This is a genomic window from Palleronia rufa (assembly GCF_000743715.1).
GTDB lineage: Bacteria > Pseudomonadota > Alphaproteobacteria > Rhodobacterales > Rhodobacteraceae > Palleronia > Palleronia rufa.
In genome coordinates this window covers 14,763-33,924 of record NZ_JQEY01000025.1, presented here as the reverse complement: position 1 = coordinate 33,924, position 19,162 = coordinate 14,763, and the positions used below count along the sequence as shown (strand labels likewise).

22 protein-coding genes and 1 pseudogene are annotated in these 19,162 nt (G+C 63.0%); 10 read left to right on the top strand and 13 right to left on the bottom strand.

All coding sequences use genetic code 11. The features are described 5' to 3' along the window. The 7 genes and pseudogenes from KW83_RS18265 to KW83_RS18235 form a co-directional block, all read right to left on the bottom strand. Positions 1–370 (bottom strand): annotated as a pseudogene (locus KW83_RS18265) (hypothetical protein); the annotation flags it as partial. Continuing rightward, the gene (locus KW83_RS18260; protein WP_036181927.1) at positions 345–539 is read right to left on the bottom strand and encodes a hypothetical protein; all 195 of its coding nucleotides are present in this window, start codon (positions 537–539) and stop codon (positions 345–347) included. The pseudogene KW83_RS18265 and the gene KW83_RS18260, both read right to left, overlap by 26 nt. Next, positions 536–2,902, bottom strand: coding sequence for a VirB4 family type IV secretion system protein (locus KW83_RS18255; protein WP_036181925.1), 2,367 nt, complete (start codon positions 2,900–2,902; stop codon positions 536–538). Before KW83_RS18255 ends, KW83_RS18260 begins: the two co-directional genes overlap by 4 nt. Further along, positions 2,892–3,167 (bottom strand): type IV secretion system protein VirB3, encoded by a 276-nt coding sequence (locus KW83_RS18250; protein WP_036181923.1) that lies wholly within the window; start codon positions 3,165–3,167, stop codon positions 2,892–2,894. The genes KW83_RS18255 and KW83_RS18250 overlap by 11 nt, the downstream gene beginning before the upstream one ends. 39 nt (positions 3,168–3,206) lie before the next feature. Next, entirely contained in the window at positions 3,207–3,494 is a 288-nt protein-coding gene (locus KW83_RS18245) for a TrbC/VirB2 family protein (RefSeq protein WP_036181920.1), read from the bottom strand. Beyond that, the gene (locus KW83_RS18240; RefSeq protein ID WP_051928654.1) at positions 3,491–4,018 is read right to left on the bottom strand and encodes a lytic transglycosylase domain-containing protein; all 528 of its coding nucleotides are present in this window, start codon (positions 4,016–4,018) and stop codon (positions 3,491–3,493) included. Before KW83_RS18240 ends, KW83_RS18245 begins: the two co-directional genes overlap by 4 nt. Before the next feature lie 100 nt (positions 4,019–4,118). Then, on the bottom strand, positions 4,119–4,445 hold the full coding sequence (locus KW83_RS18235) for a hypothetical protein (RefSeq protein WP_036181919.1): 327 nt from the start codon (positions 4,443–4,445) through the stop codon (positions 4,119–4,121). Between the two features lie 308 nt (positions 4,446–4,753). On the opposite strand from KW83_RS18235, the gene KW83_RS18230 reads away from it, so the two are divergent. The 6 genes from KW83_RS18230 (at position 4,754) to KW83_RS18205 (ending at position 8,381) form a co-directional block, all read left to right on the top strand. After that, positions 4,754–5,320 (top strand): recombinase family protein, encoded by a 567-nt coding sequence (locus tag KW83_RS18230; RefSeq protein WP_036181917.1) that lies wholly within the window; start codon positions 4,754–4,756, stop codon positions 5,318–5,320. Beyond that, positions 5,317–5,592, top strand: a complete 276-nt coding sequence (locus KW83_RS18225) for a hypothetical protein (RefSeq protein ID WP_036181915.1) — start codon at positions 5,317–5,319, stop codon at positions 5,590–5,592. Before KW83_RS18230 ends, KW83_RS18225 begins: the two co-directional genes overlap by 4 nt. A 273-nt stretch (positions 5,593–5,865) precedes the next feature. Next, positions 5,866–6,366 (top strand): hypothetical protein, encoded by a 501-nt coding sequence (locus KW83_RS18220; protein ID WP_235191467.1) that lies wholly within the window; start codon positions 5,866–5,868, stop codon positions 6,364–6,366. 315 nt (positions 6,367–6,681) lie between these two features. Further along, complete coding sequence (locus KW83_RS18215; RefSeq protein WP_036181911.1) at positions 6,682–7,359, top strand: helix-turn-helix domain-containing protein; 678 nt, start codon at positions 6,682–6,684, stop codon at positions 7,357–7,359. Positions 7,360–7,783: 424 nt separating this feature from the next. After that, positions 7,784–7,978 (top strand): hypothetical protein, encoded by a 195-nt coding sequence (locus KW83_RS18210; protein ID WP_036181909.1) that lies wholly within the window; start codon positions 7,784–7,786, stop codon positions 7,976–7,978. Positions 7,979–8,036: 58 nt separating this feature from the next. Further along, on the top strand, positions 8,037–8,381 hold the full coding sequence (locus tag KW83_RS18205) for a TSCPD domain-containing protein (protein ID WP_051928652.1): 345 nt from the start codon (positions 8,037–8,039) through the stop codon (positions 8,379–8,381). 45 nt (positions 8,382–8,426) lie between these two features. On the opposite strand, the gene KW83_RS18200 is transcribed toward KW83_RS18205, so the two are convergent. Then, positions 8,427–8,999 (bottom strand): PIN domain-containing protein, encoded by a 573-nt coding sequence (locus KW83_RS18200; RefSeq protein WP_036181907.1) that lies wholly within the window; start codon positions 8,997–8,999, stop codon positions 8,427–8,429. Continuing rightward, complete coding sequence (locus KW83_RS18195) at positions 8,999–9,457, bottom strand: helix-turn-helix domain-containing protein (RefSeq protein WP_036181905.1); 459 nt, start codon at positions 9,455–9,457, stop codon at positions 8,999–9,001. Before KW83_RS18195 ends, KW83_RS18200 begins: the two co-directional genes overlap by 1 nt. A 701-nt stretch (positions 9,458–10,158) precedes the next feature. Between KW83_RS18195 and KW83_RS18190 the strand changes: the two genes are divergently transcribed. Beyond that, on the top strand, positions 10,159–10,551 hold the full coding sequence (locus KW83_RS18190; protein WP_051928651.1) for a DUF3768 domain-containing protein: 393 nt from the start codon (positions 10,159–10,161) through the stop codon (positions 10,549–10,551). 320 nt (positions 10,552–10,871) lie between these two features. After that, on the top strand, positions 10,872–12,722 hold the full coding sequence (locus KW83_RS18185) for a ParB/RepB/Spo0J family partition protein (protein ID WP_036181903.1): 1,851 nt from the start codon (positions 10,872–10,874) through the stop codon (positions 12,720–12,722). 74 nt (positions 12,723–12,796) lie between these two features. Here KW83_RS18185 and KW83_RS18180 read toward each other — a convergent pair whose 3' ends face one another. From KW83_RS18180 to KW83_RS20240, 4 genes are all read right to left on the bottom strand, one after another. Next, on the bottom strand, positions 12,797–13,492 hold the full coding sequence (locus KW83_RS18180) for a hypothetical protein (RefSeq protein WP_036181901.1): 696 nt from the start codon (positions 13,490–13,492) through the stop codon (positions 12,797–12,799). A gap of 53 nt (positions 13,493–13,545) precedes the next feature. Beyond that, the gene (locus KW83_RS18175; RefSeq protein WP_036181899.1) at positions 13,546–14,871 is read right to left on the bottom strand and encodes a hypothetical protein; all 1,326 of its coding nucleotides are present in this window, start codon (positions 14,869–14,871) and stop codon (positions 13,546–13,548) included. 112 nt (positions 14,872–14,983) lie between these two features. Beyond that, positions 14,984–16,132 (bottom strand): helix-turn-helix transcriptional regulator, encoded by a 1,149-nt coding sequence (locus KW83_RS18170; RefSeq protein ID WP_036181898.1) that lies wholly within the window; start codon positions 16,130–16,132, stop codon positions 14,984–14,986. A gap of 172 nt (positions 16,133–16,304) precedes the next feature. Beyond that, positions 16,305–16,895, bottom strand: a complete 591-nt coding sequence (locus KW83_RS20240) for an NYN domain-containing protein (RefSeq protein ID WP_161785532.1) — start codon at positions 16,893–16,895, stop codon at positions 16,305–16,307. A gap of 204 nt (positions 16,896–17,099) precedes the next feature. Between KW83_RS20240 and KW83_RS18165 the strand changes: the two genes are divergently transcribed. Then, positions 17,100–17,594 carry a PH domain-containing protein gene (locus tag KW83_RS18165; RefSeq protein WP_036181896.1) on the top strand — a complete coding sequence of 165 codons (495 nt, stop codon included), beginning with the start codon at positions 17,100–17,102 and terminating at the stop codon, positions 17,592–17,594. Positions 17,595–18,588: 994 nt separating this feature from the next. Beyond that, positions 18,589–19,128: a recombinase family protein gene (locus KW83_RS18160; RefSeq protein WP_036181938.1), complete on the top strand. Its 540-nt coding sequence runs from the start codon at positions 18,589–18,591 to the stop codon at positions 19,126–19,128. Positions 19,129–19,162 lie beyond the last annotated feature (34 nt).

Sequence of the window (19,162 nt, the reverse complement as noted above, 5' to 3'; positions counted from 1 at the left end):
CGGTTGGTCTCGTCGCAGAGCGAGTATTCCTTGTTGCGGCACCACAGGCAGGATAGGTCTCGGCCGCGCTCGCGAAATCGCCCGCGCCGTCCTCGAACCCGCTCAGGTCGGCCGCGCCGGTCGTCTCTTCGAGAAAGCGCGCATAGGCTTGCCGCTGGTCTTCATGAAGCTCTGCCTGGCGCGATCGCGCCGTCAGCTTCTCGGTCTGAAGTCCGAAGTCCCGCGCGTGCTCTTCGACCCGCGAGATGGCATTGGCCAGGGCCGAGCCGTCGATGACCGGCACGCCTTGCGCGGCCGCCGTGGAGGCGGTCACCACGGCCGCGACGGCCGCCCGGATCATGCGATCAGAACGACCGGAAATCGCAATCATGGGCCACATCCTCGGCCGGTGCCGATGCCACGGGATCGGACAGGAAGGACACTGATCGGGTCACGGCCGCACCGCGCTCGAAGCACGGGGAGCGGACGCCCGTGGAGACGCCCGCACAGCTTGCGAGCGCGGCGAGCGCCATCAGGGCCACGCAAAGCCGTGTTGTCATGTCATCTCCTTCCAGAAGTCAGGGGTTTGCCGCCATTCAAGTGGCGCGCGCTCGTCGCCGGTCTTCCCGCCGCCGAGAACCGTCACCAGGCCGCCGAGGCCCGAGAGGTCGGTGTTGACGTAGACGCTATCCGGCCCCGACCTGAGCAGCGCCAGGCGCTGTCCTCCGGTTGGCCCCGACAGAAACTCCGCCTCGCGTTCGTTCAGACGTAGGATCTTGTAGTCCTCGGGGTTCGCGCGCGGGTTCGGGAACAAGAGCTGGGTCGCGACGCTCTCGGTGATGATCGTGCCGACCGAGCTTTCGACGAGATGCCCCGGCGTTTGCGTCAGCATCATCACGACGCAATTCCGCTTCCGCATAGTGACGAGCCAGTCGTGAAGGCGTTTCACAAAGATGTCGTCGGCGAGCATCTTCCAGGCTTCGTCGATGACGATGATCGTCGGACGCCTGTCCTCGACCACACGTTCGATCCGCCGGAAGAGATAGGCCAGGAGCGCGCTGCGTTCGGCGTTCTGATCCAGAAGCTCGGTCATATCGAGGCCGACGACATCCTCGCCGATGGAGATCGACTTCCGTGCAGGCCGTGCGAAGAGCCATCCGAAACGGCCCTGGGCGGTCCATTCCCGCACCCGCGTCACCAGATCGCCGTCGTCGTCGGTCGAGGCGACGAGGCTTTCCAGACCCTCGAAGGTCCGAAGCTCCGTCTCCGCGCGGGTGATCTGGCGCACGGCCTCGTTCAGGGCCACGCTCTGCACCGTGTCGAGCGGCGTCGTGCGGCCGAGAATGTCCGTCAGCCAGTCCGTCAGCCATGCGGCCCCGCGCGCATCGGTCTCGGTCGCGAACGGATTGAACCCCGTCGGCTCGCCAATCCTGATTTCGCTGTAGGAGCCGCCGAGCGCCCGCACCGCCATCTCGAGGCCCTGGTCCTTGTCGAAGACGATCAGCCGGGCATCGGCCCGCCTCGCCTGCGCCATGAGGAACGCCGTCGAGATCGTCTTGCCCGAACCCGTCCGACCTAGAACGAGCGTGTGGCCCACGCTCGGCTCCTCGCCCGCGCGGCCCCGTTCATGAAAATTGAACCGGTGGAGCGTGGAAGAAACGGTCGGGAACGCGGTGATGTTGACGCCCCAGGGGCTCTCGTCGGGCGCCCGGCCGCGGCTAGTGTTGTGCAGCGCGGCCAGCTCCGCGAAGTTGTGGGCCGAGACGAGCCCGTCGCGAATGCGGTAGGGCCAGTTGCCCGGAACCTGCGCGAAATAGAGTGCCTTGGCCGCCCAGCGTTCGCGAACCATCACCGCACCGGCCTCCTGTGCCGCGCGCCAGACCTCCGACGCCGCATCTTCCAGCTCCTCGGGGCTGTCGCTGAAGACCTGCACCGAGCAATGATGATCCCCGAAGCTCGTGCGCCCGGACGCCACGTCGTCGGCGGCCTGCACGAGCTGTTCGGTCAGGCTGATCGCCGCGTCCTCTGAGACGCCACGCTGCCGGTAGATCCGCGTGATCCTCTCTGTCGCCTCGTTCCCGCGCCGGGGAATGAAGGAGTTCGTGACGGTCACATCATAGGGGAGCTGCAACCCGTCCAGCATCGTGGGCCAGGTTCGCGCGGGGTAGCTCTTCATCCCGAAGATCGCGCCGTAACGCGTCTCCATCCCGTTCTCGAGCACCAGCGTTCCGCTCCGGAACGTCACCTCGAAGTTCGTCATGGTCTCGGCGAGAAGCTGGCCGGGCTCGGCGATCACCTTGCGGTAGCCGTGCCCCAGGACGGACCCAAGAAGCGATAGCCACTCCCCGTCTGAGACGGCAAGGCGCCGGAACCCGTGGGGCGCGTAGATGCCCCGTACGAGGTTCAAAGCCTCATCGAGCGCCGCCGTGCGTGCCGCGATATCCCTGCGGAAGTTATTCTTGCCGCGCCCGGGCAGGAAGGTGAACCGGTCGGCAGCGCTCTGTCGGATGACCAGCGTGACCATAAGGACGCGTGCCTTGAGCGCGCGCCCCGCCAGCGTCGCGCGCCAGGCCGCATCGACCGACGTCGCGAAGCCCGCGCCGTCGATCGAAGGAAGGTCGGCCGGGTCCGGGCGGCTGACCTTGTTGACGTAGAACGCGAAGCGCTCGCCGAGCTGTCCGACGACACGCGCGAACCCCTCTCCGATCTCATCGATCGCCGCGTCGTCCGAGGTCATGCTGTCGATACCGCCGATGACGGCGGAGGCTATCAGATCGCCCTGCTTCGTCAGGATCACGTCGTCCCGCACGGCCGACACGAATGGCAGGTGCCGCCCGAACCGTTCCGACCGCAGGATCGCCGTGCCGAGCATGTCGGAGACCGCCGGACGCTCGGCAAAGCCGCGCAGGCCCTTAGCTGACATAGCGATCACCCCCGTTCTCGTCGTGGTTCGCCGTTCGGGGGGTCTTGGAGATCGTGACGTTGAGGATCTGAAAGAGGTGCGGATTACGGTCGGCCACGATCCAGAGCGGCGGATAGCCCACCACGAGGACCAAGAGCCACCGCATGTCGTCGAGCAGCACGAACGGAATGACGCTCGCGAAGACGAGCGACAGGAAGTACCCGATCGGCAGTCCGAAGATCTTTGGCGGCTTCGTCAGGCCCAGGAAGAGCGGTGTTTCGCGCATGATATCGGAGACCAGCCCCTCCGGGCTGGCCGTTTCTCCTCAGTCCGCAGCCGCACCAAAGCCGTCCACGATCGTCTCCGCAGAGAAGACCAGCACGACGCCCACGAAGATCGCGAGGAAGATCGGCCAGTTCAGGCGGCCGAAGAACATCATGACGCCCGCGCCGACCAGCGCGAGGACGGCGATGCCCCGACCGATCGGGCCGGTCACCGCGTCGATCACGGTGTCGATCATGTCGGAGACCGGATCGAGGTCCTGCGCGAGCGCCGGCTGTGCGGCGATCGCCAGAAGCGCCGCCAACCGGATGACCACGGGAAGGTTCTTCATGAGTTTTCTCCATTCAGGGACTTGCGGAAGATCGCCATGACCTTGCGGACATGACCTTGGGTCTCGCGGTAGGGCGGCACGCCGGAATATCTCGCAACGGCCTCGGGGCCGGCGTTGTAGGCCGCCAGCGCGAGCTCCGGCGATCCGAAACGCGCGAGTTGCGCCAGTAGGTAACGGGCCGAGCCGTGGAGGTTCTGCTGGGGATCATACGGATCGACGCCGAGCACCGCGGCCGTCTCGGGCATGAGCTGTCCCAGACCGATCGCGCCGACATGGGAACGCGCGCGCGGATCGAAGGCGCTCTCGACCGCGATGTTGGCCCGGAAGAACATCATCCATTCGGAGGCCGACAGCCCCGCGCGACGCAGGCCGTGATGGCCCATATATCCGCTCGAGACGTCGGCGATCATCGCTTCGATCTGGCGATGGCCACGGGGCATCCGCAGGACGGCCGGTCCAGACGTCGAGACAACGACCTTCGCCGACGGCTCCTGTTGCACCGGCGGCGGTACGTCGAGGTCCATGACAGCCCCGGCGATCCGCGCGGAGTCCGGTGCGTCGAGATCGATGACCGAGTCCGGCCGGACCGGGCCAGCGTGAAGGATCAGTGCCGCAACAAGCCCGCTAGACGGTATGATCCTCTGGTATCTTGGACGTGCCAAAGCGCCAGATCCCCCATTTGCCCGCCAGGACGGGGAAGGAGATCACGTGCAGGCCCAGTTCGAGCGCGAAGCTGGTGAGCCCTTTGACGGTCTTGAAGATGCGCGCTTCGAGATTGCGACCGGTCACATGAACGGCTCTTTGCACACCACCATCGGGATCGAGGGCACAAACGTAGATCTTCCATCCGCCTCTATGCGTGTTTCCACTCGGCTCCGCCGCCTCCACGCATTCGACTTCGATCCACGCCCCGTCCTCGATCGCCGGCTGAATGTGCGTCGCGAGGATCACGGGATGTCTTGTCTCTCTCACTGTTGTGTCCCTCTCCGACATCTGTCCGACGTCATCGAGGTATCCAACTTCTGAAAGTCGCGGAATAGGCGGTGTTGCGTCTCGTGCTAGTTGTAAGCAGTAAGACCGTTATACCGCAATAGGCAGTTTTTTGCCACGTAACATACGTCTTGCTTGCGTCGGCGTCTTTCCGCCGCTAGCGTGGAGTCTCAAAAACGATGGTTTGGAGAGATGTGAGAAATTTCGTTCAAAACCTCTTGTAGGCCGGGGTTATGATACGTTTCGCACAACGAGGAGGTTTTGAGACGGTGGCCATCTTGGGATACGCCCGGGTTTCGACGGCGGAACAAAATCTGAAAAGCCAGGTGGACATCCTCACACGCGAGAGATGCGACCGAATTTACACTGATACAGCGAGTGGCTCTACCACAAATCGCCCTGGTCTTAACGCGATCTTAACGGATGCTCAGGAGGGCGACACGATCGTCGTCGTCAGCCTCGACCGGTTCGGCCGGACCGTGGTCCACCTTTTGACACAGATCGAGGAATTGGCCGCGCGCAAGGTCGGTTTTCGCTCTTTGCGGGAGAGCATCGACACACGCAGCGCCGCCGGCAAGCTGACGTTGCAGCTCTTCGCCGCCTTGTCGGAGTTCGAGCGAGCGCGGATCCGTGAGCGGACTCTTGCCGGTCTTGAATCCGCCAGGGCCGCCGGCCGGAAAGGCGGACGTCCATCCAAGATCAATCCAAAGCTCCAAGCGCGCGCGCAGAAGATGGTCGATGCGAAGATCTCGAAAGAAGAGATCGCGCGGGCGCTGCAGATCAGCAAGGCGACCCTCTACCGGATGCTTCAGAGCGCGGCACGGTCACCGGAATGATCCGGTTCGTCCCCTTGGTTCTGCTTGTTCCTGCTCTCGCCAGTGCGCAGACGGGCACGACTGCGATGGACTGCGTGCCGCCGCTCATCCCGCAGCTCACCGCGTCAGACGAGCTGATCCGAGACTACGGGCCCGAGCTCCGCGCGGAGTTCGACCGATATTTCGACGACGCCCAGACCTATATCCGCTGCCTTCAGGCAGCGAGCGACACGGCGCGTACCGAGGTCAGCGAGGTCCTGTCCGCCTACACAGCGATGTTCCCAAATCAATAAGGATGCAATAAACACGTCATGCGCGTAATACGTATTCCATAGCGCGAGAGACCCGCCATGAAGTCCCTCCTAGCCTCCGCCGCCATCGCCGCTTGCAGTGTCCTGCCGTTCGGGGCCGCGCCGGCCGCCGCCTATCAGATCGACTGTGCCATCTTGTTATGCCTCGCAGGCGGCTGGCCGTCGGCGGGCGCATGTATCCCGGCACGCGCCGAGTTCATCCGCCGGATCACGCCGTGGCCAGTGGAGCCGCCGCTTCAAATCTGGCGCTGCCCCATGAGCGCGGCGTTCGACGCACGGCCGGCATCGCCGCTGGTCCGCCTCTACGACGCCGCCTACGCTCAGAGTGCCGTTTCGCGGGCACCGGCGCCGCGAACGGATGAGCCGATCCGCCTTCCCGCCCCGGCCAAGGACGCGATCCTCCACAACGTCGTTGGCGAGGGTGCCGACATCGACATCAGCGATCCGGTCTTCGACTTCGTGCGCTCGATCCGCGTCTTCGACGTCGACTGGTGGGAATACGATCACGAGAACCAGCACGGAGACCACGATTGCCGCCGCTGGAAGCAGCGCGTCCGGGTTGGCACCTACGGCCTTCAGGGCGACTTTTCCTGGCGGGACGGTGAACCCGGCGACGCCCAGAGCGGCGACGCTGCCTGGTTCGGCTTCCATACTCGCGCCGACAACTCTTGCTCGCATGCCGGCCGGTTCCGCGGCGTCGGCGTCGAGTGGCGCGACCATGAGGGCAATCGCGGCTACGAGGTCGTTCGATACTAGGAATTGTGGGGCAGACCAACTGCCCACACCAGAATTGCCGCAGGCGTCAAGAACCCTTAAGCCTGTGCAGTAACAAAAACGAGAATCACGAGGAGCAGAAACCACACCCCGAAAAAGCAAACCCCCCGCAAGGCGGCGACCAAGCGAGGGGGAGAGCTGAGAACCTAGGGATTGGCGTCCCGAACGGCCCGATAAACCATTTCAGGTCTGGTTTTAGCACTCTCCCGACAACCCGAGCAAGTGAAAACCGCATCCGTGCGACCGGTTCTTCTTTGCCTGTTTGCGACCCGCCTTGTCCTGACGAGGCAAAAGACCATGAGCAGAAAAGGGCACAAGCCCACCCCCTCTACCCGAACCTTCGCGGCGTGGATCGAAGACCACGTCCGCCCCCTTCTCATCGCGAACTTCTCGCGACCCCAAGTTTCGGTCCTGATCGACCTCCTGCGCTTCCTGGAGCAGCAGCGCTACGACTTCTCGGCGGATCGCGCCTTTCAGACGCGGCCGCTGTCGAACGCGCGGATCGCCGACGCGCTCGCTGTTACCGACCGGACGGTTCGCCGATGGCTCGCCCATCTCGAACGCCTAGGCCTGGTCGAGCGGGTCCATCGGAAGAACCCACATCACCGGTACAAGAACCTACTGAACCGCGTGCGGTTCTCGGCCTTCTGGGGATGGTTCCGGGAACGGCTGGCGAAAGCTCCGGTCGCCCAGTGTCCGCCCAGTAAGAAAGATATGAACCATATCTCTCTAGAGAGAAAAAAATCTTGTGAAGAACCGCACTCGGTTCCGTCGTTCCCGAACGGAACCATTCGCTACGACGCCCACTGGCGGGATTTGGCAGAGAAGCATCTGCCATCTGGCAGGTGCCGTCCCGATATCAACGTGATCGCGCAGAGGTTCCGCGAGAACCTGCGATCACACGCCATCGGCCTTGATCACTCATCCATCACGGCACGATGGATCGCGTTCTGCAAACGGGCGCGGCCAGTATGACGGCTCATGTGCCGTCGAGCGGCCCAGAGGCCGCGACATCGCCCACCTTGCCTGGACAACGCCTTCCCCTATTCGGAGCGGCGATCATCTCGACGCCAGCGGTCTTGCCTGGTCGCGAGAGCGAGCGCACAGCCCTCTCGTATCGTTCCCGCCCGAGCCAGACCCTCGAGACTACCCCGGTCTGCCATTCCTTCCGCTCTCCACGAGGCTCTGTCCGCGGTGGCCGTCCTGGACCTTTCGGGCCCGTGTTTCCAGGGGATGAAACTTGGCGGGCAGCGCGAGCGACGGACCTTGCCCTTCAAAGGGTAATTTCCCCTGTCCCCGAAGAGCCCATTCCTCGCGAGGCAAATTACCCTTTGACACCCGCTTCCTCTGCCCGGCCCGGGCAATTTCATCGAAACACGAACCAAGAAAGGACTGACAGATGGCCACCGAGAACATGAAGCTCCGCGTGAAAGCCGGCGAGAAGGAAGGCAAAAACTACTGGGATACCTGCGGGGTCCTCTTCATCAACCGCAACGACGGCGGCGAGATCACTTCGATCCAGGTCCGCCAAAACATGTTCCCCGGCGTCGAGATGGTCGCCTTCCCGAAGAAAGACGAGCCCGTCACCGAGTGACGGGCAGAGCGGGCCTTCGGGCCCGCTCCATTCGCCCATCAGCCGAGAGTCCGCCGCCATGACCTATCCCGATCATCCCGATCCGCGCCACGATCTTCCAGCCCGCCGGCTCGTGGAGACGCGCAAGATCGTCAGTCCCGAGGGGCACACGATCCATTTGTCCATCGGCTTCGATCCAGCCGAGCCGACGCGACCGCGAGAGGTCTTCTACTCGGCCGGCTTCCGATCCGGCAGCCAGCTGGAGTTCCAGGTTCAGGACGCCTGCGTGTTGCTGTCGCTGCTCCTTCAACATGGCCACCGGCCGGAAGATGTAGCGAAATCTCTTGCTCGTGCTGAACAGCCGGACCACTCGATCGCCTATGCCAGCGTCATCGGCCTTATCGTGGATGAGCTGACGCGCTGAGCATCTGTCGATCCGGAAGTCCGGATATTCCAGTCGCGCGCGTCATCAGATGAATGTCCTGTAGCGATGCAGAGCGGCCGCCGCGTGGACCAGGCCCTGCCCCTCCATCTTGCGGATGAGCCCGTCGGCTTCGAGTTGCGGATGTTGTAGGCGTTCACGCATCCTGCGGATCGCTTCGACCCCGGCCGCGCCATCGAGGTCGAGGCAGTCGGCGATGAAGGCATCGGCAGTCACGGCCTCGATCTCCCAAGCGTCGAGGGGGTCGGCTGGGAAGTCCTTCACGTTGTCGGTGACGATCACGTCCGCCTTCGCGTTGATCGCCGCGGCCAGGACATGCACATCGCCCGGATCAGGCAGGGCGAGATGCGCTTCGATTGTGCGGTCATGGAGCACCATGGCCTCTGGAAAGGCGGCGACCATCGCTGCGCGCTGTCGTGCCGTGTCGGCCTTGCCTTCGGTGATCCTCGCGATGGTCCGTTCCGTCTCGTCGAGGATCGCATCGCTCCAGCGAAGGCGGAAGAGCCCCGCCTCAGCGAGGCTGAGGATCAGGTTCCGCCGCAGCGCGCCGCCGAGCACGCAGGCGTCGACCAGCGCAGTGAACCGGTCCCCGCGCCGCATTAGATGAAATCGGCATCCAGACGCGCGAGTTCATCGAGAGCCTTGCTGCGCTCGGCATCCCGCCTGGTCCGGTAGGCGAAGAGGTCCTCGGCCCGGACGCGCCGGTGACGTCCGACCTTGTGGTGCGGGATCTCGCGCTCCTCCAGCAGCTTGATGAGGAAGGGCCGCGAAACGTTGAGATGATCGGCAGCCTGCTTCGTCGTCAGCTCCGCCTCGAGCGGCACGAGCGTGAATCCCCGACCATCCGCGACGAGGCGCAAGAGTTCGAGCAGCGAGGCGGACAGGGCGGGCGCGAGCGTGATCGGCGTCCGCTGGCCCTTCGCATCGGTCAACTCGAGCTCGACCTCGCCATTCTCCTTCGCCTGCGCGGCGAGGATGGTCAACAATTGTTCGGCGCCTTGCACCTCGATCTGGTCGGGCAACCGGTCGTCGAACCGGTCCTGGCGCAACGCGGACATGACGAAAGCCTCCTTTGAGTGATTCAACACATGTAGGCTTCCGATGACGTAAACGCAATAAATTAAATAAGTGCAACGATCGCATTCGATGTGGGAGTCGGTTGCTGGTCAGCTGCTGGCCTCTTGGCGAGACCAGCAGTCATTCGTAAGAACACCTGGGCCCCTGCCGCCAGTCTATCGCCTGGCGGCACCGCGCTCTAGTCGGGCCGGGTCCGGCCCTCGCCGAGTTCCGGCCCCCTGCCCTCCCTGCGGCCTGAAGAGCGCCCGGCCCCGTCTCTGACCGAGCCGGATCCGGGCGCGGCCCGCATGGTCGTTCCGGCCGCCGGCTCTCGGCCCGTCCGGGTGACGATCGCTGGGGCGGGTCGGATCTTCGATCCTGTCCTTTCCGGTCCCTTGGGGTTCGGGCAAGCCGAACGCCGCTGCGGGACGATCGGGAACCGCCGGTTCCCCCGCGCAAGGCCGTCCGCTTCACGGGGCGAAGGGGTGTCCCCGACGACGGTCCCTCCCTCCGGTCGGGCTGCGTCGCCGGGCGATCCCCCTCCCCTTCGCCCCTACGGACGACCTTGCCCGGGCCCCCCTCCTGCCCTCGCCGGGAGGCAGGGGTTCAGGAGAGGCGCCGCGGTCGCGGACCTCGCCAGGACCCCCGCCCCGATCTTCGGCACCAGACCGGAAATGGGGAACCACAGCGAAAGGAGGGCACGATGCCGAACTTGATGGAAATGACCCCCGAAGAGATCACCGACCAACTGCGGATCACCGCCATCGCCCAGCAGAACGATGCCTTCCGCCTGCGGATGGTCGGGCGCGGTGGACCGCTCGCGCCGGAAGGCCGTGTCGTCGTCACCCGGTCCATCGCCGACATGGGCCGGGACTTCCAGACCGAAGCCATCCTCGCGGTGTCGCAGGACAAGACGTTCACCGAGGAGAACGACCCCTACGGCGATCACTGCTTCGGCGCCGTGATCGTCGAGGGACGCAAGGTCTGGTGGAAGATCGATCTCCTCGATCTTGCCTATGAATACGGGTCCGAAGACGCCGCGAATACCGCCGTCACCCGCCGCGTCCTGACGATCATGTTCCCCGAGGATTACTGAGATCGGTCGCGGGCAGCAGGGCTGTCCGCAGCCGAGGCTGGGACCGTCGAGCAGCGACGAACTGAGCAGAAGACCTAGCCAGCTATCCCCACTCAAGCCGGAAAGGAGGTGAGAACAACGAGCATCGAATGGATGCAAGCCCGACGCCGAGAGGCATGGGCGCTCATCAGGAAGGGCGGCTTCTCCGCTAAGATCGCCCGCCGCTTCCTGACACAGCACGGAGCCCTTTGAGGCTTCCCCGCTCCGGCCGCGGTCGGCGGCCGGGGCACCAATAACACGAACGAAATCGACCACACCACGAAAATCGAGAGGAAGCCCCAATGTCCAACGTAACCGCGATCCGCGCCACCGAGAACGCCACCCCCGACACCGAGGCCGTGCCCATGGCCGACCTCTACCTGTCCGATCTGAACCCCCGGCAGGACGCCGACCCCGATGGGATCGCGCTTCTGGCCGACAGCATTCGGCTTCTGGGCCTGATCCAGAACCCCGCAGGCTTTCGCGATGCGGAGGGCCGCGTCGGGATCGTCGCCGGAGGCCGTCGCTTCCGCGCGCTGCAACTGCTGGCCGAGACGCATCCGCACCTTGCGGACGAGCGCCCCGAGATCGTCGCGCCGCATGTCCGCATCGCGCCCGACGAGGCCACGGCCCGCGCATGGGCCAGCGCCGAGAACGCTGCGCGCCAGGACCTTCACCCCGCCGACGAAATCCGCGCCTACGGCAAGATGGCCGCGACGGGTGCGCCCGTGCCGACCATCGCCAGCGCCTTCGGCCAGACCGAGGCCCATGTGCGCCGCCGCCTCGCGCTCGCGAACCTGCCCGCGCCGGTGATCGACTCCCTGCGCGCCGGGGAAATCTCCATCGGTGCCGCCGCCGCGTTCACCGTCTCGGAGGACGAAGCGCTGACCCTGCACGTCCTCGAAGGCATCCGGGGCCGTTCCGTCTCGGAGCATCGCATCAAGCAGGAGTTGCAGCCGCAATCCCTCCGGGCCACCGACCGTCGCGCGGCGTTCGTCGGTCTTACCGGCTACGAGCAAGCGGGCGGCAGGATCACCCGCGACCTGTTCAGCGAAGACGTGTTCCTGGCCGATCCCGACCTTCTCAATGACCTGTTCCGGGCCGAGTTGGCGAAGGCGGGCACGTCCATCGAGGCCGAGGGCTGGAAATGGGTCGAGGTCATCGAGGACATCCATGTCGGCTGGGAGCGCATGGACAAGCTGGATCGGCTCTACAAGGTCGAGGGCGATCTGACCGAGGACGAGACGGCGCGTTACGACGAGTTGACTGATGCCTACGAGGCCGAGGCGCTGGACGAGGACGGCGAAGCCGAGTTCGAGGCGCTGACTGCGAAGCTGGACGGCGACTATACCGACGAGCAGAAGGCCCATTCGGGCGTCATCGCCTACGTGGACAATCGCGGCGCGTTGCAACCGATGCGCGGCCTCGTCACCCGCGCGGATCGCGCCGCCGCCGTCGAGGCCGGTGTCCTGCTGAAGCCCTACCGGATGGAGCAGGACGACGCACCGAAATCGCCCTATTCCGCGAAGCTGCAAGACGATCTGAACGCCGCCGCCCTTGGCGCGCGCCAGAACGCCGCCGTGGGTCACGCCGACCTGATCCTCGACCTTCTGGCATGGCAGCTTTCGGGTGGGATGGGCTACCGCCGTGCCTTCGAGGTTCGCGCCGACGCCCCCCGGAACGCGCCCGAGACGGAAACCGGGTTCGCACTGGACGAGCGGCTAACCAAGGAAGGCACCAGCCCGAAAGACCCGTGGGGCAGCGACCTCGCCAAAGGCTTCCGGGCCTTCCGCAAGAAGGGCCGCGAGCATCGTGACGCCGAGTTGATCCGCCACCTGACCCGGCTTCTGGACGTGTCCGACGAAGGGCTGGGCAAGCTGATCGACAAGGAGGCCGGAACCAGCCTCCGCGCCGTCTGGACGCCCACGGCGGAAAATCTCTTCAAGCGGATGAAGGGCCCGTGGCTGGACGCGCTCTGGATCGACCTTCTCGAACTCGCAGCGGATCACCCGACCGCAACCACCTTCGGGAAGCTGAAAAAAGCCGAGAAGGCCGGCCGTCTGGAAGCCCTGTTCGCGGACCCCGCTGCGTTCACGGTGACCGAGGCGCAGGCTGAAAAGATCGCCGCATGGGTGCCCGATCATTTTGCCTGATCAATTCGGCAGGGTGCAACTCGCGCCCTGCCGATCCGCTAGGAGTGATTCGGAAAGGTATGCTTCTTGGCCGGTCAGCGTAGGATGGATGAAGCGCAGTTTCGGTCGAGACAGATACGATCCTCGAAAAAAGCCTTGCTCGTGGATGCCCCCGAAGCGCCCTGCGTGGCGGGCGGTAACTCGATGCGGGACGCCTTGGACATCTTCCCGACATCGGGAACCGTGCCGATTTCAAGAGAGACGCCATCGGCCTCGCCTCTGAAACCTATCGGAATGCCCGTCACCATCGCGGCGCTATTCTGTTCGCGAGATTGATAGGCCTGCCAAAGCGTGCGTGCGATATCCCCGACCTTCTCCCAGAACGCCGCGTCGTCCACCGCGTCCCTCGTGCTATGCGCAACGCCCACGCTGGCCACGAGATTTGCGAGCCCGGGGTCAAGAACTGCCTCCTCGCCAACTCTGGTTTCGTTGGCGGACCCGAAGCCTCCCGTCGCGTTGATCCCGGCGCCGTATTGCATGCCAAGGAGCGGCGTGTCGTCCTCTGCGAACACAACGATTCGGGCCACGAAATGATCGCCGTCGAGCCGGCTTCCATTCGAGAAGAGGGTAGTGGCCGCTACCCGGCCGTTCGCGTCGATATGCACATCCGTATAGCCGAACTGGCTATCGTTGATTTCCGACGCGTACTTCCAATGGCCGGGCAGGTCCTGCGCGGCCGCGGCCGTCGAGAGAACTACCGACACCGAGACGGCGAGCGCCCCTTTTCCCATTGTGCGTCCTTTCCTATTTGCCCGGCATTCGTGCTGAAGCAGCCGCCTGATACTCAGAAGTCCGTTGGAGCCACGGCACGCAGGACGAGCTGTCGGTCCCCGCGCTCAAGTGAGATGTCCATCGGCGGATCTGCGGCATCATTTGTTAGTACCCTCCGGGTCCCGTCGTAGAAATCTAGGAACAACCTCCAGCGGATAGTTTCCTCGAACACTTCAAGAGTCCTGTCGTCGCTCCAGGTCAGGTAGGGACGCTCGATGAGCGAGATCGTGCTTTCTCTCTCGGAGCTCCGCACCATTGGGAGAGCGATCCAGCACGACCCGCCGGCGCCCCGGCCGTTGATGCTTCCCAACTGGATCTGGAACTCGACCGAATGCTCCCTCGTGCGTTCCATGTTCGGTCCCACGCAGTCCACGCTGTCCTCGTCGAAGCCGCCAAAGAATCGCTTCCCACCGTTCCCTGATCGAACCGCTTGCCCCAGGGTCTCAACATCGAGATCCCACCCTGCGGCGATATCGTCGTCCGGCAGGGTGGCGTAGGGACCGCGGAGCACATCCTTGCCGCTCGCATTTACCCGTACGCGGCGAACATCCCACTCTCTTTCGGTTTCAAGGATGTCCTGTTCTAGGCCCAGCCTGGCCACTGCCGTCGGCAGAAGCCACAGCGAGAACTGGCGTGTGATGCGGTTCGGATCTCGTCTAAAAAAACGGGTTCTCGGACGCTCGTCGAAGGTCAGAACAACGGTCGCCGTTCGATCGGGCTGCCGGGTGAAGTTGAACCTGTCGCGCTCCAGCAAGATGCGGATTGTGTTCCGATCGGGGATCTCTATCTCGAGATCGGTCTCGTTAATCCTGGCCTCGGGCCGGGCGGCTCCTATGCCGGGACCAATCGCTTCCACGACGATCCGCGTGGGACCGATCGGCGCGATCACGCGTGGCTTGTAGGTATAGACCTCGAATTTCTCCTGGACAATGAGCGGAACCCGACTTCCGGCAGAGTCGAACATCATCGCAGACAATCGGGTGGCGTCCTCAATAAGAACTTCCTGGCCACGCTCCAGTCGCGTAGCGAGTTCGTCGACTTCGTTGAACGTGTCCCGCAGCGAGCTGTCGAGGCTGGCGAAGGTCTGACCCACCAGATCTCCAGCCGATGCCTCGGCTGCGTCGATCATGGCAATGACGGCTTTTGCAAGCTCGGCGATCATCTCCTTGCCGGCGCTTTCCGCCGCTCGGGCAACCCCCTCGAACTCTTCTCGGAAGCCAGAAAAAAGTCCCTTCAACGGCTCTCCGGGATCGATCACGGCATGGGCGGGGAGCGGCGCGGCAAAAGACAGGGACAGGACCCAAACACGCAATAGGTTGAGAGATCCCGAACGCATCATTGAAACCCCTTCTTTGAAATGTGACCAAGCAAGTTCAATGTGCAGAATCGCGGTTGCGAGGCGGCGACGTCATCCCCCGTATGGGGGATAGCAGATCTTGTGGCGTCGCAGATCAGTTCCGGACCGCCGTCGCCGTCGCCATGGCGAGCCGCAGGATATCGATCCGCGACCGGCAGGCGAGCTTTGCGGCCGCCGCCTTGATCTGATCCCGCACGGTGTCGGGCTGCGTTCCGCGCTGTTCGGCGATGGTCGTCGTCTCGAAGCCCTGCACGAGGAGGTTGCAGACCTCTAGCTCGGCCTCCGTCAGGACGCCGAGTGCAGCGAGGCCGCGCGCGTTCAGGCGCGTCCCGTCCTCAGGATCGACGGCTAATAACAGCACCGCGGTGGTCGGGCCGAGGTCTCGGTCCTGCGCGGGCGCCGCGTACAGCACAAGCGGTAAACGACGGCGCCGCCGCGACAAGGCGAGCGTCAAGTGCTCGGGGGGCGTCGTGGGATGCGCCGCGGCGGCGATCAGGCTGCGCAGACGGTAGGTCTCGGTAGAGTCGTTAGCCACCACGCCGTGGGCGGTATCGTGCAATCCACCTCCGTTCCTTGCAACCTCGCGAAAGGCGTCGTTGGCGGTGATGACGCGGCCGGACGGGGTGCAGAACGCCGCACCGAAATCGAGGCGGTCGAACAGCGTCATCAAGCGTTTGTGACTTTCCGCCAAGGCATTCACGACACGAGTCGTCTCTATTGTGCGCGCGAGCAGAGGATGCACGATGGGTGCAACAGGCGTCAGGGGCAGCGGACCCGCATGTGGCAAGGCATCGTGCACGGCGACGCAGTCCAAGAACGGTCCCACGTCGTTCAGCTTCATCACGGACCGGTCCCGTCCTCCCGTGATCGCGAGCATCCGTTCCCGCCAGCGGTTGACGGCGCCCACGCCACGTTCACCGCTGCCGCGGAGGTCGTGCTCGCTGATCACCAGCCCAGGCGGCTGCCGTGCGAGCGCTTCGTAGGTAGACAAATCCTCTGTGCCCTCTCCTTGTCGGGCTGCTTTCGTCATCGCGCGCCCATCCGGACTATGGATCGCACCCGAGCCGAAGACCTGCGGCATTGAATGGTCGTGCAGGTCGTAGGCGAGAATGATGAACGCCTTGGCCCCGATCTCGCCCGCCACGCGGTCACACAAGGCGCACCAGGCCTCCGGCCGGGCCGCCGCCTCAATAGCCAGAAGCGCGAGGTCGGTCACCACTTCCGGCGTCAGCGATCGCGCCATGCTGCCGTACCTACGCCTTCGCTGCCGCTAGGTCAAAGGCGCGGCAAGTGTCGAGCGGAACGGCTGCTGCGCGTCCTGCAAAGCACGAGACAGCAAAGTCGCATTTGTGGACATACCGGGCCTCTGAGCCTGCGGCACCGAGGCTGAAAGCCGAAGATCGATCTCGTCTACTTCAAACGGTAGGTCGGCCTTTCAGGTTTATTTTCGGGACATTGGTAACGCTCTGCTCAAAGACAATCTGATCCATGTAGTCCTCCAGCTTGACGAAGACTCCTACGGTCTCTGCCCATTCCTGCATGCGACTGTTGCAGCATACTTCCCAAGACAAAACTTCGATGCCCCAACCTTTTTTGTGCATACGCTCCAGATCAGCGTGAAAGCCCACACCGTTGAGATAACCCGCTCCATCGCCGGTCATTAATATCGCTGTGCCTGGCTCGTCCGTATCAGTCATTGCTCGAAGCATATGGACTTGAAGTGCTTGGTCGACAGCCTGCTCTCGGTTCGTTTCTGCCCCACGCTCGAAGAGTTCGGGCACGATCCCGGTAGCCTTCTCAAGGCGCTTCCAAACAGCTGCGAGCTCGGGGGGAACACTCCCGACACAAAAGGCTCCTCCGACAGGCCGCCCTACCACAGCTAGTCGGTAAAGGTTGTGGAAGTCGATCCTCGCTGCATACGGAAACGGCTTGCCAAGCGATCTGAATGCCGCTTGCGCACCTACGAAGATATTCGAGTTGTCCCAAAAAACATGAACTTTTTTCACGGAATGCACTTTCCTGATCCACCTAAAGCCGTCTTCTGCCGAAGAACCTACGGATAGTCGAGGCGCGCCTAGCAATACTGCCGTCCAAGGATTACACGTATAGAGCGAGTGAGACTCGCGGCCTAGAAGTCCAAAAACGGTGACTTTCGACTTGGACAGAACCCCTTGCCAGAAGGCGGCGTTGCGCCGTACGCACGGAGGACCATGACCCTGCCATCTGATGACGACTTCGAAGGCATCATATGCACAGCTGAGCCGCATTGGATACGTCTGTGGTCGGTCTATGCTGCCATGGTCATCGCTGTCGCGATCTCGATCTTCGTTCTGGGACCGGCGACGGGAAGCACGCGAGATGTTATCCTCGTCCTCTTAACCTGCACGCTGATCTTGCTTGGGGGAGCCGGGTTCCTCGTATTTAAGCGGTTCATGGGCCGCTTCGATGTCATGGCCGTGACTGACTGCTACATCGTGCACAAGAAGGGTATCTTCTCGCAGCGAGTCAGACACCTACCGCTTGATACCACCATCGCCATCGACGTAGAGCGGTCTCTTGTTGGCCGTATCTTCGGCTATGGTGATGTCGCGGTTCATCATGACGGAGAGGCGTGGGCACGAGTGCGCAGGATCAAGAATCCATCCGAGTTCCAGAACGCCGTAAAGCGGCTTGCTCCGAACCCCCGGTCACCCTCAAAACACTGACTACGCTCAATCGATTTTACATGGCCGTCCTGCTAGAACTTGCGCTCTCTGACCGCCTCAATTCGCGCAAAGCATGACGTTGCCCTGCGAAGATCGAATAATCTAACCGAACAACGACGTCGTCATCCTGTTCGCTACCAAGAATCGATATCACGTCCTTCTCCGTTACCGACTTATGGCAAAGGAGGGCTACTCCCGCACATGGTCTCTGCGGAATCTCATAGCCAGCCATGAACCCAATATTTATCCAAACAGCCTGGGGAGGCTCAAACACTATAAGGGTTGGGTCGTCTGCAGATATATTCTTGTAATCCAGTAACATATAGAAGCGGTCGCCGCTTACAAAAACACTCCCTTCTAGAACCCATTCTTCATCACGAGAATGATATACCAATCGAACACCCGGCGTCTTCAAGAATCGCCTAAAGATTATTGTCTCGGCGCACACGAGAGTTCCCTTGAATTCCCTAGAATAATTCCACAAATTGAATTGGCCGATGATATGCTTGAAGCGTGGGTCGCCGCGTGGTCGAAACGTTCCGATCTCTGAAAAGTATACCGTAACTCCTAGGCCGACGATGATGCTGACGACTGTCAGGATTATGCCTTCAGAAATCATGGCTTGCCCCTCGATTCGCTCCAACGACTTTTATAACCAAGGAGATGATCGGGCGTAATCACTCGTTGCTAAGTGACACGGCGGGCCCAGAACGGTCGATATCGGTGAAAAAGTCGCCCGCTTGGTCCGGCGACGCGTCACCTGAGAATTTTGTTCCCCTTAGTCGATCTGAACTGCCAATTTCGTGTCCACGCAACGGCGATGGAAGAACGCTGTTCGCGTCTTGCTGGCCCGGTCGAAGGTTGAAGGAGTTTTTCACCGATATCGGTCGTTTTGGAACGTTGTCGATAGCTTGCGCCGCACCAATAGCTTGACCAATCCAGAAACCCCGTTCCAAAGTACAGGAGTTTTGGGAGGGTTATGGAGGGCATCAGGATGATCCTGGGCTACGCGCGGGTATCGACCGAAGGGCAGAACCTTGAGGCTCAGCTCGAAGCTCTGGCCGCGGCCGGCGTCGAGAAGGTGTTCTCTGAGAAGGTCTCCGGCTCGAAGCGAACCCGACTTGAGCTTGACAAGCTGATCGACCAGCTTCGGCCTGGCGACATCGTCACTGTCACGAAATACGACCGACTTTCACGCTCACTCCAGGATCTTCTCGCCATCGTCGCGGCGATCCGGGCCAAGGGTGCGGGGTTCCGATCCCTAGCTGAGGACATCGATACGACGACTTCAGCCGGCCGCCTCGTCTTTCACGTGTTCGCGTCCATCGCGCAGTTCGAGCGCGAGCGGATCTCCGAGCGCACCCGCGAAGGACTGGCGGCCGCCCGCAAGGTGGGACGGATCGGTGGCAGACCACCTGCTCTTTCCAAACAACAGCGCGAGGAAGTTCGCCGTCTGCGCGATGAGGAAGGACGACGTATTGCGGAAATTTCTCGATTGTTCGAGGTCAGCCCGAACACGGTCCGACGTGCCTGAACCACAGGAACTGCACGCAAAATTGACAATCGTG

Coding starts and splice junctions, on each gene's coding strand:
- KW83_RS18260 (WP_036181927.1), bottom strand. CDS start 539: ATGACAACACGGCTTTGCGTGGCCCTGATGGCGCTCGCCGCGCTCGCA.
- KW83_RS18255 (WP_036181925.1), bottom strand. CDS start 2,902: ATGTCAGCTAAGGGCCTGCGCGGCTTTGCCGAGCGTCCGGCGGTCTCC.
- KW83_RS18250 (WP_036181923.1), bottom strand. CDS start 3,167: ATGCGCGAAACACCGCTCTTCCTGGGCCTGACGAAGCCGCCAAAGATC.
- KW83_RS18245 (WP_036181920.1), bottom strand. CDS start 3,494: ATGAAGAACCTTCCCGTGGTCATCCGGTTGGCGGCGCTTCTGGCGATC.
- KW83_RS18240 (WP_051928654.1), bottom strand. CDS start 4,018: ATGGACCTCGACGTACCGCCGCCGGTGCAACAGGAGCCGTCGGCGAAG.
- KW83_RS18225 (WP_036181915.1), top strand. CDS start 5,317: ATGATCCGGTTCGTCCCCTTGGTTCTGCTTGTTCCTGCTCTCGCCAGT.
- KW83_RS18220 (WP_235191467.1), top strand. CDS start 5,866: ATGAGCGCGGCGTTCGACGCACGGCCGGCATCGCCGCTGGTCCGCCTC.
- KW83_RS18215 (WP_036181911.1), top strand. CDS start 6,682: ATGAGCAGAAAAGGGCACAAGCCCACCCCCTCTACCCGAACCTTCGCG.
- KW83_RS18210 (WP_036181909.1), top strand. CDS start 7,784: ATGGCCACCGAGAACATGAAGCTCCGCGTGAAAGCCGGCGAGAAGGAA.
- KW83_RS18205 (WP_051928652.1), top strand. CDS start 8,037: ATGACCTATCCCGATCATCCCGATCCGCGCCACGATCTTCCAGCCCGC.
- KW83_RS18200 (WP_036181907.1), bottom strand. CDS start 8,999: ATGCGGCGCGGGGACCGGTTCACTGCGCTGGTCGACGCCTGCGTGCTC.
- KW83_RS18195 (WP_036181905.1), bottom strand. CDS start 9,457: ATGTCCGCGTTGCGCCAGGACCGGTTCGACGACCGGTTGCCCGACCAG.
- KW83_RS18190 (WP_051928651.1), top strand. CDS start 10,159: ATGCCGAACTTGATGGAAATGACCCCCGAAGAGATCACCGACCAACTG.
- KW83_RS18185 (WP_036181903.1), top strand. CDS start 10,872: ATGTCCAACGTAACCGCGATCCGCGCCACCGAGAACGCCACCCCCGAC.
- KW83_RS18180 (WP_036181901.1), bottom strand. CDS start 13,492: ATGGGAAAAGGGGCGCTCGCCGTCTCGGTGTCGGTAGTTCTCTCGACG.
- KW83_RS18175 (WP_036181899.1), bottom strand. CDS start 14,871: ATGATGCGTTCGGGATCTCTCAACCTATTGCGTGTTTGGGTCCTGTCC.
- KW83_RS18170 (WP_036181898.1), bottom strand. CDS start 16,132: ATGGCGCGATCGCTGACGCCGGAAGTGGTGACCGACCTCGCGCTTCTG.
- KW83_RS18165 (WP_036181896.1), top strand. CDS start 17,100: ATGACCCTGCCATCTGATGACGACTTCGAAGGCATCATATGCACAGCT.
- KW83_RS18160 (WP_036181938.1), top strand. CDS start 18,589: ATGATCCTGGGCTACGCGCGGGTATCGACCGAAGGGCAGAACCTTGAG.